This window comes from Leptothrix toolikensis (SeqCode) (assembly GCF_057922285.1).
In genome coordinates this window covers 1-15,204 of record NZ_JBYSVC010000059.1, presented here as the reverse complement: position 1 = coordinate 15,204, position 15,204 = coordinate 1, and the positions used below count along the sequence as shown (strand labels likewise).

Below are 15,204 nucleotides of genomic sequence, written 5' to 3'. Positions count from 1 at the left end.
TCATGCACCGCCTTGTGCGCCAGCATCGGCTGGCCGACGATGTCGCCGATGGCGAAGATGTGGGCCACGTTGGTGCGCATCTGGAGATCGACGTTGATAAAGCCGCGCTCCGTCACCGCCACACCGGCCTTGTCGGCACCGATCTTCTTGCCGTTGGGGCTGCGGCCCACGGCTTGCAAGACCAAGTCGTACAGGCCTTCGCTCTGAGTGCCGTCCTGCGCCTCGAACTTCACCTTGATGCCCTCCGGCGTGGCTTCAGCCCCGACGGTTTTGGTCTTCAACATGATCTTGTCGAAACGCGGCTTGTTGAGCTTTTCCCAGACCTTGACCAGATCGCGGTCCGCCCCTTGCATCAGGCCGTCGAGCATTTCGACCACGTCCAACCTTGTCCCATTTGGCGCGCCCAAGCTGGAGTAGACCGTGCCCATTTCCAAGCCGATGATGCCGCCGCCCACGATCAACATCTTCTTCGGCACCGCTTGCAGCGCCAGCGCGCCGGTTGAATCGACGATGCGCTCATCGTCGGGGAAGAACGGCAACTTCACCGACTGCGAACCCGCCGCGATGATGGCGTGCTTGAACTTGATCACCTTGCTGCCGCCGGCGCGTTCGGTGCCGCCTCCGGTGGTTTCCTCAACCTGCACGTGGTACGGGTCAAGGAATTGACCCACGCCGCGCACGGTCGTCACCTTGCGCATCTTGGCCATGGCCGCCAAGCCGCCCGTCAACTTGGCGATGACCTTTTCTTTGTGTGTGCGTAGCTGATCGATGTTGACCACCGGCGCACCAAACGCCACGCCCAAAGCGCCAAGGTGGCTCACCTCGTCCATCACAGCAGCCACATGCAGCAGCGCTTTGGAGGGGATGCAGCCGACGTTCAGGCACACGCCGCCCAGCGTGGCGTAGCGCTCAACGATCACGACCTTCAGGCCCAGATCCGCCGCCCGAAACGCCGCCGAGTAGCCGCCGGGGCCCGCGCCGAGGACGAGGAGGTCGCACTCAACGTCGGCTGGTCCGGCATAGGTCGAGGCAGGCAAGCCCTCACCCCGGCCCTCGCCCTTCAAGGGAGAGGGTTCGGGAGAGGGTTGGGGTGAGGGTGTCGCTGCTGCAAGATCACCGGCCACCTCCATCACCAGCACCACCGTGCCTTGGTTGACGGTGTCGCCCAGCTTGACCTTCAGCTCCTTGACCACGCCAGCGTGGCTCGACGGAATCTCCATCGAGGCTTTGTCGCTTTCGACCGTGATCAGGCTTTGCTCGGCCTTGATGGTGTCACCCACCTTGACCAAGATTTCGATCACGCCCACGTCTTTGAAATCCCCGATGTCGGGAACTTGGATATTGATCGTTGCCATGTCGTGCTTCCCTTGCGCTCAGAGCACGATGCGGCGGAAGTCCGCCAGCAGCGATGCGAAGTAGACGTTGAAACGGGCGGCAGCCGCGCCGTCGATGACGCGGTGATCCCAGCTCAGAGACAGCGGCAGCATCAGGCGCGGCTGGAAGGCCTTGCCGTCCCACTTGGGCTCGATGGCGCTCTTGCACACGCCCATGATCGCCACTTCGGGTGCGTTGATGATGGGCGTGAAATAGCGCCCGCCGATGCCGCCCAAGGACGAGATCGAGAAGCAGCCACCCGTCATCTCAGCCGGCCCGAGCTTGCCGTCGCGGGCCTTCTTGGCCAACTCGCTCATCTCAGCGCTGATCTGCAAGATGCCTTTTTTGTCGGCGTCCTTGATGACCGGCACCATCAAGCCGTTGGGCGTATCGGCCGCAAAACCGATGTGGAAATAGCTCTTCAGCACCAAGGTGTCGCCGTCGAGCGAGGCGTTGAACTCGGGGAACTTCTTCAGGGCAGCCACGGCAGCCTTGATCATGAAAGCCAGCATCGTCACCTTGACGCCGGACTTCTCGTTTTCCTTGTTCAACTGCACACGGAAAGCTTCGAGGTCGGTGATGTCGGCATCGTCGTGGTTGGTGACGTGCGGAATCAAGACCCAGTTGCGATGCAAATTCGCGCCGCTGATTTTCTTGATGCGCGACAGATCCTTGCGCTCAATCGGGCCGAACTTGGCGAAATCGACCTTCGGCCAAGGCAAGAGCCCCGGGAAAGCCTCACCCGTCGCCGTGGCCGCTGGGGCGGTTGCCGGAGCCTTGGCTTTTTGGGCCGCAGTCTGCACAGCACCCGTCATCACGCCCTTGACAAAGCCCTGCACATCGCCCTGCGTGATCCGGCCCTTCGGCCCCGACCCCCCCACCTCGGTCAACGGCACGCCCAACTCACGCGCCAACTTGCGGATGCTGGGGCTGGCGTGAGGCAGAGAGCTTGGGGGCGAGGGAGGAATCACTGCGGGAGCGACCGGAGGAGCAGCGGGTGCGGGGGCTTCGACAGGCTCAGCCCGAACGGCTTTCTTCTCCGTCTCCGCTCGCCCGGTATCCGTTCGCCCTGAGCTTGTCGAAGGGCTCTCGGCGGCCATCTCCCCCTCTCCCACCGCTTCCACCACCGCCACCAAAGTGCCCTGGTTGACGGTGTCACCCAGCTTGACCTTCAGCTCTTTGATCACGCCAGCGTGTGAGCTGGGGATTTCCATCGAGGCTTTGTCGCTTTCGACCGTGATCAGGCTTTGCTCGGCCTTGATGGTGTCACCCACCTTGACCAGCAACTCGATGATCGCCACATCTTTGAAGTCGCCGATGTCGGGGACTTTCACTTCAATCAGTGCCATGTCGTGTCTCCGTAGGTCGCGCTTCAGGCGTACAGGGGGTTGATCTTGTCGGTCTTGATGCCGTACTTGGCAATCGCCTCGGCGACCTTGGCCAGCGGGATCACACCGTCATCGGCCAAGGTGCGCAGGGCTGCGACCACGATGTAGTGGCGGTTGATCTCGAAGTGCTCGCGCAACTTGGAGCGGAAGTCACTGCGACCAAAGCCGTCGGTGCCCAGCACCTTGTAGCTGCGACCGCGCGGGATGAAGGCGCGGATTTGCTCGGCGTAGCTCTTGATGTAGTCGGTCGAAGCCACCACCGGGCCGTCAAAGGGCTGCAATTGCTGGGTGACAAACGGCACTTGAGCTTCGCCTTGAGGGTGGAGCAAGTTGTAGCGTTCAGCGGCTTGGCCGTCACGCGCCAGCTCGTTGAAGCTCGGGCAACTCCAGACGTTGGCCGAGACGCCCCAGTCGGCCGCCAAAAGGGTACGCGCCGCCATCGACTCGCGCAAGATCGTGCCCGAGCCCAGCAAGTTGACACGCGGACCCGCCCCAGCAGCGCCTTCTTCGAGCAAGTACATGCCCTTCAGGATCTGCGCCTCGGTGCCCGGCTTCAGGCCCGGCATGGCGTAGTTCTCGTTGAGCAAGGTGAGGTAGTAGAAAACGTTTTCTTGGCGCTCCACCATGCGCTTCAAACCGTCTTGCATGATCACCGCCACTTCGTGGGCGAAGCTCGGGTCGTAGGAGACGCAGTTCGGGATCGTGCCGGCCAAGATGTGGCTGTGACCGTCTTCGTGCTGCAAGCCTTCGCCATTCAAGGTGGTGCGCCCGGAGGTGCCGCCCAGCAAAAAGCCACGCGCTTGCATGTCGCCCGCTGCCCAGGCCAAGTCGCCGATGCGCTGGAAGCCGAACATCGAGTAGTAAACGAAGAACGGGATCATCACCCGGTTGTTCGTGCTGTACGAGGTGGCCGAGGCGATCCAGCTGGCCATGCCGCCGGCTTCGTTGATGCCTTCTTGCAGCACCTGACCGGCCTTGTCCTCGCGGTAGTACATGACCTGGTCTTTATCGACCGGGGTGTACTGCTGACCCGCAGGGTTGTAGATCCCGATCTGACGGAACAGCCCTTCCATGCCAAAGGTGCGCGCCTCATCGACCAAGATGGGCACCACACGCGGCCCCAAGGCCTTGTCGCGCAGCAAGGTGGTCAGGAAACGCACATAGGCTTGGGTGGTCGAGATCTCGCGCCCCGCCACCGTCGGCTCCAGCACGGCGGCAAAGGTTTCGAGCGACGGCACGGTGAACTGCTCTTCAGCCTTGGTGCGGCGCTTGGGCAAGTAGCCACCGAGCTCGGCACGGCGCTTTTGCAGGTACTGCATCTCGGGCGTGTGCTCGGCCGGCTTGTAGAACGGCAGGCTCGGCAGCTCTTCGTCGGTGATCGGGATGCTGAAGCGGTCGCGGAAGGCGCGGATGTCGTCGTCAGTGAGCTTCTTGGCTTGGTGGGCGGTGTTCTTGCCCTCGGCCGACTTGCCCATGCCGTAGCCCTTGACGGTCTTGATCAAGAGCACCGTCGGCTGACCTTGATGGTTTACGGCGGCGTGATAGGCGGCGTAGACCTTTTGCGGATCGTGGCCGCCCCGGTTCAAGCGCCAGATGTCTTCGTCGCTCATCTTCGCCACCATCTCCAGCAGCTTGGGATGCTTGCCAAAGAAGTTCTTGCGCACAAAAGCGCCGTCGTTGGCCTTGAAGGCTTGATAGTCGCCATCGAGCGTGTCCATCATCACCTTGCGCAGCAGGCCGTCTTTGTCGCGGGCCAAAAGCGGATCCCAATAGCTGCCCCAAAGCAGCTTGATCACGTTCCAACCCGAACCCCGGAATTCACCTTCCAGCTCTTGAACGATCTTGCCGTTGCCACGCACCGGGCCGTCAAGGCGTTGCAGGTTGCAGTTGACGACAAAGATCAAGTTATCGAGCTTTTCGCGCGCCGCCAAACCGATCGCACCGAGCGATTCAGGCTCGTCCATCTCGCCGTCACCGCAAAACACCCACACCTTGCGCTTGCTGGTGTCGGCGATGCCCCGGGCGTGCAAGTACTTGAGAAAACGCGCCTGATAAATCGCCATCAAAGGCCCCAAACCCATCGAGACGGTCGGGAACTGCCAGAACTCGGGCATCAGCTTGGGGTGCGGATAGCTCGACAAGCCTTGGCCATCGACTTCTTGGCGGAAGTTGAGCAGTTGCTCTTCGCTGATGCGACCTTCCATGTAGGCGCGAGCGTAGATACCGGGCGAGGAGTGGCCCTGGATGTAGAGCAAATCACCGCCATGGACACCGTCATCGGCGTGCCAAAAATGGTTGAAGCCGGCCCCAAACATGGTGGCCACCGAAGCAAACGAGCTGATGTGTCCGCCCAGATCACCGCCGTCTTCGGGGTTATGCCGATTGGCCTTGACCACCATCGCCATGGCGTTCCAGCGCATGTAGGCGCGCAGCCGCTCTTCGATCTCGATGTTGCCGGGGCAACGTTCTTCTTGATCGGTGGGAATGGTGTTGACGTAGGCCGTGTTGGCCGAGAACGGCACATCAATGCCCGCTTGGCGCGCTTGATCAATGAGTTGTTCGAGCAGGAAGTGGGCCCGCGCGCCCCCTTCAGTGCCGATCACCGCCGCAAGAGCGTCTTGCCACTCGCGGGTTTCCTGAACATCGGTGTCGTGGGGAATCGAGCTGCTGGGCAGGTTCTCGGGCATCGCTGACATGGTTGTCTCCTCGAAAGGTTCGGTTCTCTGCTGGGACCGGGCGCGAGTCTCGCACAATCGCTCTCATATTTCAAATCATGCTTATTGTTTCCACAATACGGAAAATACGATGCATCCGATAATGCCGCCATGACTCCCCATCTGCGCTCTCAATGGCATCGCACCCGTACCGCTTGGCTGGCTTGGTGGCGGCAGCTATCGCCGGCTCGACAAGACCGCATGGCGATGATGGTGCCGCTGTTTTCGGTGCTGCTTTTTCTGGCCGCCATCGTCACCGCCTTCTGGTACTTGCATAACGAAGAAGAGGAACGGGAACAGGAGTCGATCAAGCGCGACATCGAGCTGGTGCATCAACAAATGCGCCTGCAACTGATCGACGCTCAAGAGCATTGGGTGCGCATGGCCCACGACATCGCCACCCACAGCATCGCGCCCGCCGAGTTCATCCGCCAATCCAGTCGGCAGATGCTCAGTCACCCGGAGATCGTCGGCATGGTCTGGTTGGATGCGCAGCGCCATGTACAAGCGCACGCCTTGTCGCCCAGCCCGAGTCCGGTTTGGCTCAGTGAGCCCGAGCCCAACTACTTCTCACCCGCAGCACCGGCCAGTCATCCTTCCACGCTGGCTTTTCAAAGCGCGGCCACCCATCACCTGCCCAGTTATTCGGAGCCCTTCCCCACCGAGCCCAATTTGACGGTGTTTCAAGTTCATATCCCGTTGATGGAGCATGGCTTGTTTGTCGGCGTCTTGGTGGCAGAAATTGATGTCGAACCGCTGCTGATGCACGCCGTGCCCACCGAGGTAGCAAGCCGCCATGTCCTCAGCTTGCAAAACCAGCGGGGTGACATCCTCGCCAGCACAGCGGGCATCCCCACCCATGACATTCGGCAAGCCAACCGGCCGATGGTTTACACAATGCCTTTTGCCCCCGTGGGTACGGCTCTGCAACTGCGTGGTGAGGGCTATCGAACCTCTCTGGGCCTGATTGGCAACACCTTGTTCTGGATGGTGGTGGCGCTTTCGGCCTTGACGGTCTGGACCTTATTCGGCACTTGGCGACACATGAAGCGGCGCTTGCAAATTCAGCGCACCCTTGTGCAGGAAACCAACTTCCGCCGCGCCATGGAGAACTCCATGCCCACGGGCATGCGCGCCATGGACATGCACGGCCGCATCACCTACGTCAACCCGGCGTTTTGCTCGATGACCGGCTTTGCCGAAGCCGATCTGATCAGCTTCCTGCCACCGTTTCCGTATTGGCCGCTGGAGCGCATCGAGGAGAACTCGCGCCTTTTTCAGCAGGAGTTATCGGGGCGCACCCCTGCTGGCGGCGTTGAGGTGAAGGTGCAGCGCAAGGACGGCAGCCAGTTCGATGCGCGCATGTACGTCTCGCCCCTGATCGACCCACAAGGCGAGCAAACCGGCTGGATGACCTCGGTGACCAACATCACCGAAGCCAAGCGGGTTCGCGATCAACTCACCGCTGCGCACGAACGCTTCACCACGGTGCTTGAAGGCTTGGACGCGGCGGTGTCGGTCTGCTCGGTGTCGCACGGTGAGCTGCTTTTTGCCAACCGCTCCTACCGCATGTGGTTCAACACCGATCCGCGCTGGCATGCCTTGTTGGCTGGGGGCAAAGAACAAGAACCCATCCCACAAAATCACCTGGATCACCGAGAAGAAGATGCCCCCGAAGATCTTGGCGGGGTCTCAGCCACGGACCTGACCGAGGCCGGGGTCGATTCGCGCGAAGTCTGCCTGCATGCCCTGAATCAGTGGTTCGACGTGCGGGCGCGCTACCTGCAATGGACCGACGGCCGACTCGCGCAGATGCTGATCGCCACCGACATCACCGAACGGCGGCGCGTTGAGGAGCAAGCCGCGCAGCAAGCCGAACGCGCCCAAGTGTCGAGCCGCTTGATCACCATGGGCGAGATGGCCTCCTCGGTGGCGCATGAACTCAACCAACCTCTCACCGCCATCGCCAACTATTGCAGCGGCATGGTCTCGCGCGTCAAAGCGGGCTCCATCGATCAAGACACCTTGATTGGTGCCTTGGAGAAGACCTCGCGCCAAGCCCAGCGCGCGGGCCAGATCATCCACCGCATCCGCGCCTTCGTGAAGAAAAGCGAGCCCCAACGCCAAGAAGCCCAAGCCAGTCAGATGGTCGAAGACGCGCTGGAGTTGGCGGGCATTGAGCTGCGCCGGCGCAACGTCAGCATCCACAGCTACGTCGCCCAACGCTTGCCGCCCCTGCATGTGGATCCGATCCTGATCGAGCAAGTGCTGCTCAATTTGCTCAAGAACGCTGCTGAAGCCATCGACACAGCACATATGCCCAAAAATCGCCGCCATATCGAGTTGCGCGTGGTGCCGCGTCACAAACCGGGGCAAGGCGGGATGATTGAATTTAGCGTCAGCGACACCGGGCCCGGTATGAAAGCCGATGTGGTGGGCCGCTTGTATGAAGCTTTCTTCTCGACCAAAGCCGACGGTTTGGGGATCGGTCTGTCGTTGTGTCGCTCCATCATCGAGTCGCACCAAGGCCGGATCGGTGCCGAGAACCTCTACAATGGAGAAGCCATCACCGGCTGCCGCTTCAGCTTCACGTTGCCGGTCGGGAGCTCCGCAGATTCATCCAAGCACGCCGCCGAATAGGCCGAATAGCACCGAACCCGCACCCGAATAGCCATGAGCCTGATACCCAAAAAAGGAACCGTTTATGTCGTTGATGACGACGAAGCGGTCAGAGATTCTCTCCAATGGCTGCTTGAAGGCAAAGATTACCGGGTCAAATGTTTTGATTCGGCCGAAGCTTTCTTGGCCCGCTTTGATCCCCGCGAAGTCGCCTGCCTGATTGTCGATATCCGCATGGAAGGCATGAGCGGCTTGGATTTGCAAGACCGTCTCCTAGAGCGCAAAAGCCCCCTGCCCGTGGTATTCATCACCGGCCATGGTGACGTGCCGATGGCCGTGACCACCATGAAAAAGGGCGCGGTCGATTTCATCGAGAAACCGTTCCAAGAAAATGCTTTGGTGTCGCTGGTCGAGCGCATGCTGACCCAAGCGCAGCAAGCTTTTGAACAGTACCAAGAACAGATGAGCCGTGATGCGCTCATCTCGCGCCTGACCAGCCGCGAAGCGCAAGTGCTGCAACGCATCGTGGCGGGCCGCTTGAACAAGCAGATCGCCGACGACCTCGGTATCAGCATCAAGACGGTCGAAGCACACCGCGCCAACATCATGGAAAAGCTCGGTGCCAACACGGTGGCCGATCTGCTCAAGATCGCTTTGGGCGCGCAACAGCCCAAGTCTTGAAGCGCGCTGCTTGACCCCCTCCTCTTTGACGGCCGCAGGTGATGCGGCCGTTTCCTTTTCATCGCACAAGGACACTCCCGACCATGACCGCTCAACTCATCGACGGTAACGCCCTCTCGGCCCAATTGCGCACCGACGTGGCGCGCCGCGCCGCTGATCTCAAAACCCAAGGCGTGCAAGCCGGTCTGGCTGTGATCTTGGTGGGTGAGAACCCGGCCAGCCAAGTTTATGTGCGCAATAAGGTCAAGGCCTGCCAAGACAGCGGCCTGTATTCGGTGCTGGAAAAGTACGAAGCCTCGATGACCGAGCACGAACTGCTGGCCCGCATCGACGCCCTGAACAACGACCCCGAGATCCACGGCATCTTGGTGCAACTGCCCTTGCCCAAGCACATCGACGATCACAAGGTCATCGAAGCCATCTCGCCGGCCAAGGACGTGGACGGGTTCCACATCGCCAGCGCGGGTGCGTTGATGGTGGGTGAAGTCGGCTTCAAGGCCTGCACGCCCTACGGTTGCATGAAGATGCTCGAAAGCATCGGCATGACGGACCTGCGCGGCAAGCACGCTGTGGTCATCGGCCGCTCCAACATCGTCGGCAAGCCCATGGCCATGATGCTGTTGGCCGCCAACGCCACCGTCACCATCACCCACAGCGGCACGGCTGACTTGGGTGCCATGACCCGCCAAGCCGACATCGTGGTCGCGGCTGTGGGCAAGCGCAATGTCTTGACCGCCGATATGGTCAAGCCCGGCGCAGTGGTGATCGACGTCGGCATGAACCGCACCCCCGAGGGCAAGCTCTGCGGCGACGTGGACTTTGCCGGCGTCAAAGAAGTCGCCGGCTACATCACCCCCGTCCCCGGCGGTGTCGGCCCCATGACCATCACCATGCTTTTGGTCAACACCATGGAAGCAGCGGAACGCGCTGCGGCTGAAGGAGATGCTGAATGAGCACCGTAGCTATGAACCCCCTGAACCCCCTACTCGCCGTCACCACCGGCTTGCCGTTGTTTGATGCCATCCTGCCCGAGCATGTCGGCCCGGCGATTGAAGCGTTGTTGGCGCAAAACGCCGCTGCGCTGGACGTCGCGGTGAGCCCAGAAACCCCGGCGGACTACGACAGCTTGTCGCGCACCTTGTCGGTAGCGAGCGAGCGTTTTGGCCGGGCTTGGGGTGCCGTGGGGCACTTGCAAGCGGTGGCGGATACGCCTGAGCTGCGGGCGGCCTACAACGAAGCGCTGCCCAAAGTCACCGAGTTCTTCACCCGGCTGGGTGCCGATGAGCGGCTTTACGCCAAGTACAAAGCGATCGCCAACCATCCTTCAGCCGCCAGCTTGAGCACGGCGCGCCAGCAAGTGCTCAAGCACAGCCTGCGCGACTTCGTGCTCTCGGGCGCTGAGTTGCAAGGCGACGCCAAAACGCGCTTTGCGCAGATCCAAGAAGAACTGGCCGCCTTGAGCCAGAAGTTCTCCGAGCACGTGCTCGACGCCACCGATAGCTTTGCGGCCTACGTCAGCGCGGAGGAACTTGCCGGCGTGCCCGAGGACGTGATCGCCGCCACCCGTGCCGCTGCTGACGCCGAGGACAAGGCCGGCCACAAACTGACGCTGCACATGCCGGTTTATTGGCCGGTGATGCAGTACGCCAGCCACCGCCCCTTGCGCCAACAGCTCTACACCGCCTACGTCACCCGCGCCTGCGAAGCTGGCCCGGCTGAGCGTGACAACAGCTCGGTGATGGCCGACATCTTGCGTCTGCGCCAAGAAGAAGCGCAGTTGCTGGGCTACGCCAACTACGCTGAAGTCTCTTTGGTGCCCAAGATGGCCGAGAGCCCGGCACAAGTGATCGACTTCCTCAGCGACTTGGCCCGCCGTGCCCGGCCCTACGCCGAGAAAGACTTGGCCGAGCTGCGCGACTTTGCTGCTAAGGAACTTGATCTGCACGACCTGCAATCGTGGGACGTCTCCTTCGCCAGCGAAAAGCTCAAGGAAGCGCGTTACGCCTTCAGCGACCTGGAAGTGAAGCAGTACTTCACCGAACCCAAGGTGCTGGCCGGGCTGTTCAAGATCATCGAAAGCCTGTTCGATGTCGCCATTCGACCGGACAGCGCGCCGGTTTGGCATGCGTCGGTGCGTTTTTATCGCATCGAGCGCACCACCCCCCAAGGCACCGAGCTGGTCGGTCAGTTCTACCTCGACCCCTACGCCCGCCCCGGCAAGCGCCCCGGCGCTTGGATGGACGACGTGCGCGGCCGCTGGTTGCGGGCCGACAGCGGCACGCTGCAAACCCCGGTGGCGCATTTGGTGTGCAACTTCCCGGCCCCCGTGGGGGAGCAACCCGCGCTGCTGACGCACGACGACGTGCAGACCCTGTTCCACGAGTTCGGCCACGGTCTGCATCACATGCTGACCCAAGTCAGCGAGCTGGGCGTGTCAGGCATCAGCGGCGTCGAGTGGGATGCCGTCGAGCTGCCGAGCCAGTTCATGGAGAACTTCTGCTGGGAATGGGACGTGCTCAAGCACATGACAGCCCACGTCGAAACGGCTGAGCCGCTGCCACGCGCGCTGTTTGACAAGATGATCGCCGCCAAGAACTTCCAAAGCGGCCTGATGACGCTGCGCCAAGTCGAGTTCTCGCTGCTCGACATGCGCCTGCATGGCGAAGCCGGTAGTGAGACTCGCGTGCAGCAGATCATCGACGAGGTGCGCGCCGCATTTGCCGTGCTGATGCCGCCGGCCTTCAACCGCTTCCAGCACACCTTCTCGCACATCTTTGCCGGGGGCTACGCCGCTGGGTACTACAGCTACAAGTGGGCTGAGCTGCTGAGCGCGGATGCGTGGAGTGCGTTTGAAGAAGAAGGCGTGGACAACCCCGCCACCGGCCTGCGTTTCCGCCGCGAGATTTTGGAAGCCGGCAGCGCCCGCGACGCCATCGACAACTTCAAAGCCTTCCGAGGCCGTGCGCCGACCATCGACGCGCTGCTGCGTCATCAAGGGATGGGCGCGGCTTTTTGTTAGACAAAGCCGTCAAAACATCCCCGCCGCCGTTCAGCGCCGATCCCGCAATGCGTGGGCGATGGTGCTGATATCGACGTATTCGAGTTCGCTGCCGACGGGCACGCCCCGGGCGAGGCGAGTGATGGCGAGGGCGGGGATGTTTTTGAAGGCTTCGCTGATGACGTGGGCGGTGACTTCGCCTTCAGCGGTGAAGCTGGTGGCCACGATCAGTTCGCGGATCTCGCCTTCTTGGATGCGTTTGACCAAGGCCGGGAGGCCGATGTCACGCACGCTTTTGCCGTCGAGCGGGCTCAGGCGGCCCATCAAGACGAAATAGCGCCCCCGATAACTGCCGGTGCGCTCAATGGCTGCTTGATCTGAAGGGGTTTCGACCACGCAGAGTTGCTGCGCGTCGCGCCCGGGGCTCAGGCAGGTCGGGCAGATCGGCTGCTCAGAAAAAGTGTGGCAGCGCTCGCAGTGCTGCACGCTGTACACGGCTTTTTCGAGCGCAACGGCTAGGCGACGAGCGCCGTCGCGGTCGTGCTGCAAGAGGTGATAGGCCATGCGCTGCGCCGACTTGATGCCCACACCGGGCAGGCGACGCAGCCCCTCGATCAGGTTATCGAGATCGTTCATGGCGCTGATGATGTCCTTAGAAAGGCAACTTCATGCCCGGCGGCAGCGACATGCCGGCGCTGAGCTTGCCCATCTTGGCTTCGCTCAGGGCTTCAGCGCGGCGCAGGCCGTCGTTGAAAGCGGCGGCGACCAAGTCTTCCAGCATGTCCTTGTCGTCGGCCAGCAAGCTGGGGTCGATGGTGATGCGCTTCACATCGTGCTTGCACGTCATCAAAACCTTGACCAAGCCGGCCCCCGATTGCCCCTCAACCTCAATCAGCGCCAGCTCTTCTTGGGCTTTCTTGATGTTGTCTTGCATGGCTTGGGCTTGTTTCATCAGCCCGGCGATCTGTCCTTTGAACATGGAAGTCCTCTTTCAGTGAATAAACGGGTCAAAAATCAGCTTGATGGGTTCAGAGCGCCCGGACCGAGCCCGGCACGATGCGCGATTGCGGAAAACGGGCCAGCAAGCTCTGCACCACAGGGTCGGCTTGGATGGTTTGTTCGGCTTCGATCTGCGCTCGGGCACGATCAGCGGCGTCACGCTTGAACACGTTATCGCTCACCGCGCCCACTTGGATCTGCAAACTCAGCTTGCCCACCTCGGGGCTGGCTTGCATCGCGCTCAGCAGTCGGTCGCGGTAGCCGTCTTGGCGCAAGGTTTCGCGTTCCACTTGCAACACCCAGCACGGCGGCGTGGCTTGGGTATCAATACGCACACACCCGGCTTGCATCACCAGCTCACGGGTCATGGCCGTCACGGCCCCTTGGGCGATCAAGCCCCTGGCCACCGCGATCCAGCGCTCTTGGTCAGCACCGCTGGCCACGGTCTCGGTAGATGCCAAGGCCGGGGCCACCACCGGCTCAGCTTGGACCGGAGCGACGGCGTATTCCTCAGGCAGTTCTTCCCAAGGGGGGACGGAGCTGCCGCTGCTGGGCGTGGGGGTCGGAGCAGGCACAGGCACAACAGGGCTTGGCACCTCTATCCGTTCGCCCTGAGCTTGTCGAAGGGCCGGTGTTGCCGTTGCCGGGGCCTGTGTCGCCGGGCGCGGGGTTTCGACAGGCTCAGCCCGAACGGGTGTGGGCACCGGCTTGGCCGCGCCCCCCTCGGGCCGGAAGGCCAACAAGCGCAGCAGCACCATCACCAAGCCGCTGTATTCGTCCGGGGCCAAGTTGAGTTCGTTGCGACCATGCAGGCTCACGCTGTAAAGCAGCTGGGTTTCATCGGCGGCCAGTTGCCCGGCCAAGGCGACGATGGCTTCGGTTTGCGGGTCGTTGGGGTCGAGCGCGCCGGGCACCGCTTGTTGCACCGCCATGTGCTGGGCCAGCAAGGCCAGCTCTTCCAGGGTGCCGGCCGCCGAGAGGCCCAGAGCGCGCAGTTGATCGGTGATCTGCACCAAAGCGGCACCATCACCCGCCACCAAGGCTTCAACGATGCGCACCACGTGGCTGCGATCCACCGCGCCGAGCATGTTGCGCACAACAGCCTCTTGCAGCGAGCCGCCTGCATAGGCAATGGCCTGATCGGTGAGCGAGAGCGCGTCGCGCATTGAGCCGCGCGCCGCGCGCGCCATCAAGCGCAGTGCGCCCACTTCAAAGGGCACCGCCTCTTGCGCCAGCACCGTGGCCAGATGTTCTTGGATGGTTTGCGGTGCCATGGGCCGCAGGTTGAACTGCAAACAGCGGCTCAGCACCGTGACCGGCACCTTTTGCGGATCGGTGGTCGCTAAAACGAATTTGAGATATTCGGGCGGCTCTTCAAGCGTCTTGAGCATCGCATTGAAGGCCGTCGTGGTCAGCATGTGGACTTCGTCGATCATGTAGACCTTGAAGCGCCCCACCACCGGCTTGTAAACCGCCTGATCCAGCAACTGGCTGATCTCGTCCACCCCGCGATTGGAGGCTGCGTCGAGCTCGATGTAATCGACAAAGCGCCCGGCATCAATCGCACGACACGATTCACACACCCCACAAGGCGTCGCCGTGATGCCGCCTTGGCCGTCCACCCCGGTGCAGTTGAGGCTCTTGGCCAAAATGCGCGACACCGTCGTCTTGCCCACCCCACGTGTGCCGGTGAACAAATAAGCGTGATGCAAGCGCTGTTGGGTCAACGCATTGCCCAGCGCCTGAACCACATGCTCCTGCCCCACCATCTCAGTAAAACTGCGCGGTCGGTATTTGCGGGCAAGAACAATATAGGTCATGAATCAAGGACAAAAGCGGTGGGCGCTGCATTCTAAGGGTGGGGCGGCGTGAGGGGGGTATGCCCCTCACACCCATGCTCAAACCACCATGATGCTGGCGGGCTCAGACCATAGCCCTGCCCCACCAGCGTTGATGCCGCGCACGCGCACCCAGAAGGTTTGTGCGGCGGGCAGATCGCGCAGCAAGATGTGCATGCTGCTTGTGGAGGTCAACGCATGGTGCCAGTTGGCATCGACATTCGGGTCGCCCTGCGCAATATCCGCTTCGTAGCTGCCCGCCCCAGGCAAACGGTTAACGCGCACGTCCACCTGCCCCCCAAGCACGCCACGCTTGAGCTTCAAGCCCTCAGGGGCCAGCAAGGGCTCGGCATGGTCACCGCGCACCGCATCACGACGCAAATCAAACCCCGTGGATTGCAGGGCCGATTCATCGTCATTGGCCACAAATTCCAAGTACTTCACCAACGTTTGCAGCAACCCCGCTAAGGCCTCACGGGCGCTGTTGCGCTCAGCAATCTTGATCGTGTCGTGCGTCAGGCTGGCGCGATACGCACTGCGATACACCTCAAAAGCCGCATTGATCTGCGCCAAACTCGGCGCCGGTGCCGGCC

Annotated in this window: 11 protein-coding genes; 4 read left to right on the top strand and 7 right to left on the bottom strand. The window is 61.8% G+C overall.

From position 1 onward, the window contains the following. From AC3VI7_RS09360 to aceE, 3 genes are all read right to left on the bottom strand, one after another. On the bottom strand, positions 1–1,355 hold a 1,355-nt coding region (locus AC3VI7_RS09360; protein ID WP_489671478.1), incomplete at its 3' end, for a dihydrolipoyl dehydrogenase family protein. An 18-nt stretch (positions 1,356–1,373) separates the two neighbouring features. Continuing rightward, the gene (gene aceF / locus AC3VI7_RS09355) at positions 1,374–2,723 is read right to left on the bottom strand and encodes a dihydrolipoyllysine-residue acetyltransferase (RefSeq protein WP_489668813.1); all 1,350 of its coding nucleotides are present in this window, start codon (positions 2,721–2,723) and stop codon (positions 1,374–1,376) included. Positions 2,724–2,746: 23 nt separating this feature from the next. Further along, a complete protein-coding gene (gene aceE, locus AC3VI7_RS09350) occupies positions 2,747–5,458 on the bottom strand; it encodes a pyruvate dehydrogenase (acetyl-transferring), homodimeric type (protein WP_489668814.1) in 2,712 nt (903 codons plus the stop codon). Positions 5,459–5,587: 129 nt separating this feature from the next. Here aceE and AC3VI7_RS09345 point away from each other — a divergent pair, with 129 nt between their 5' ends. From AC3VI7_RS09345 to AC3VI7_RS09330, 4 genes are all read left to right on the top strand, one after another. Continuing rightward, the gene (locus tag AC3VI7_RS09345) at positions 5,588–8,116 is read left to right on the top strand and encodes a PAS domain S-box protein (protein WP_489668815.1); all 2,529 of its coding nucleotides are present in this window, start codon (positions 5,588–5,590) and stop codon (positions 8,114–8,116) included. 33 nt (positions 8,117–8,149) lie between these two features. Further along, positions 8,150–8,776 (top strand): response regulator transcription factor, encoded by a 627-nt coding sequence (locus AC3VI7_RS09340; protein WP_489668816.1) that lies wholly within the window; start codon positions 8,150–8,152, stop codon positions 8,774–8,776. 83 nt (positions 8,777–8,859) lie between these two features. Further along, positions 8,860–9,729, top strand: a complete 870-nt coding sequence (gene folD / locus AC3VI7_RS09335; protein ID WP_489668817.1) for a bifunctional methylenetetrahydrofolate dehydrogenase/methenyltetrahydrofolate cyclohydrolase FolD — start codon at positions 8,860–8,862, stop codon at positions 9,727–9,729. Beyond that, on the top strand, positions 9,726–11,795 hold the full coding sequence (locus tag AC3VI7_RS09330; protein WP_489668818.1) for a M3 family metallopeptidase: 2,070 nt from the start codon (positions 9,726–9,728) through the stop codon (positions 11,793–11,795). The genes folD and AC3VI7_RS09330 overlap by 4 nt, the downstream gene beginning before the upstream one ends. Before the next feature lie 30 nt (positions 11,796–11,825). Here the strand turns inward: AC3VI7_RS09330 and recR are convergent, their stop codons facing one another. The 4 genes from recR to AC3VI7_RS09310 form a co-directional block, all read right to left on the bottom strand. Further along, positions 11,826–12,419 (bottom strand): recombination mediator RecR, encoded by a 594-nt coding sequence (recR, locus tag AC3VI7_RS09325; RefSeq protein ID WP_489668842.1) that lies wholly within the window; start codon positions 12,417–12,419, stop codon positions 11,826–11,828. Positions 12,420–12,426: 7 nt separating this feature from the next. After that, a complete protein-coding gene (locus AC3VI7_RS09320; protein ID WP_489668819.1) occupies positions 12,427–12,753 on the bottom strand; it encodes a YbaB/EbfC family nucleoid-associated protein in 327 nt (108 codons plus the stop codon). Positions 12,754–12,802: 49 nt separating this feature from the next. Continuing rightward, positions 12,803–14,593 carry a DNA polymerase III subunit gamma/tau gene (gene dnaX, locus AC3VI7_RS09315; RefSeq protein WP_489668820.1) on the bottom strand — a complete coding sequence of 597 codons (1,791 nt, stop codon included), beginning with the start codon at positions 14,591–14,593 and terminating at the stop codon, positions 12,803–12,805. Between the two features lie 78 nt (positions 14,594–14,671). Continuing rightward, positions 14,672–15,204: fibronectin type III domain-containing protein (locus tag AC3VI7_RS09310; RefSeq protein WP_489671477.1), on the bottom strand; the 533-nt coding region annotated here is incomplete at its 5' end.

Excerpts from the sequence above, each read along its gene's own strand:
- folD (WP_489668817.1), top strand. The coding sequence starts at position 8,860 with ATGACCGCTCAACTCATCGACGGTAACGCCCTCTCGGCCCAATTGCGC.
- dnaX (WP_489668820.1), bottom strand. The coding sequence starts at position 14,593 with ATGACCTATATTGTTCTTGCCCGCAAATACCGACCGCGCAGTTTTACT.
- AC3VI7_RS09340 (WP_489668816.1), top strand. The coding sequence starts at position 8,150 with ATGAGCCTGATACCCAAAAAAGGAACCGTTTATGTCGTTGATGACGAC.
- AC3VI7_RS09320 (WP_489668819.1), bottom strand. The coding sequence starts at position 12,753 with ATGTTCAAAGGACAGATCGCCGGGCTGATGAAACAAGCCCAAGCCATG.
- AC3VI7_RS09345 (WP_489668815.1), top strand. The coding sequence starts at position 5,588 with ATGACTCCCCATCTGCGCTCTCAATGGCATCGCACCCGTACCGCTTGG.
- AC3VI7_RS09330 (WP_489668818.1), top strand. The coding sequence starts at position 9,726 with ATGAGCACCGTAGCTATGAACCCCCTGAACCCCCTACTCGCCGTCACC.
- aceE (WP_489668814.1), bottom strand. The coding sequence starts at position 5,458 with ATGTCAGCGATGCCCGAGAACCTGCCCAGCAGCTCGATTCCCCACGAC.
- aceF (WP_489668813.1), bottom strand. The coding sequence starts at position 2,723 with ATGGCACTGATTGAAGTGAAAGTCCCCGACATCGGCGACTTCAAAGAT.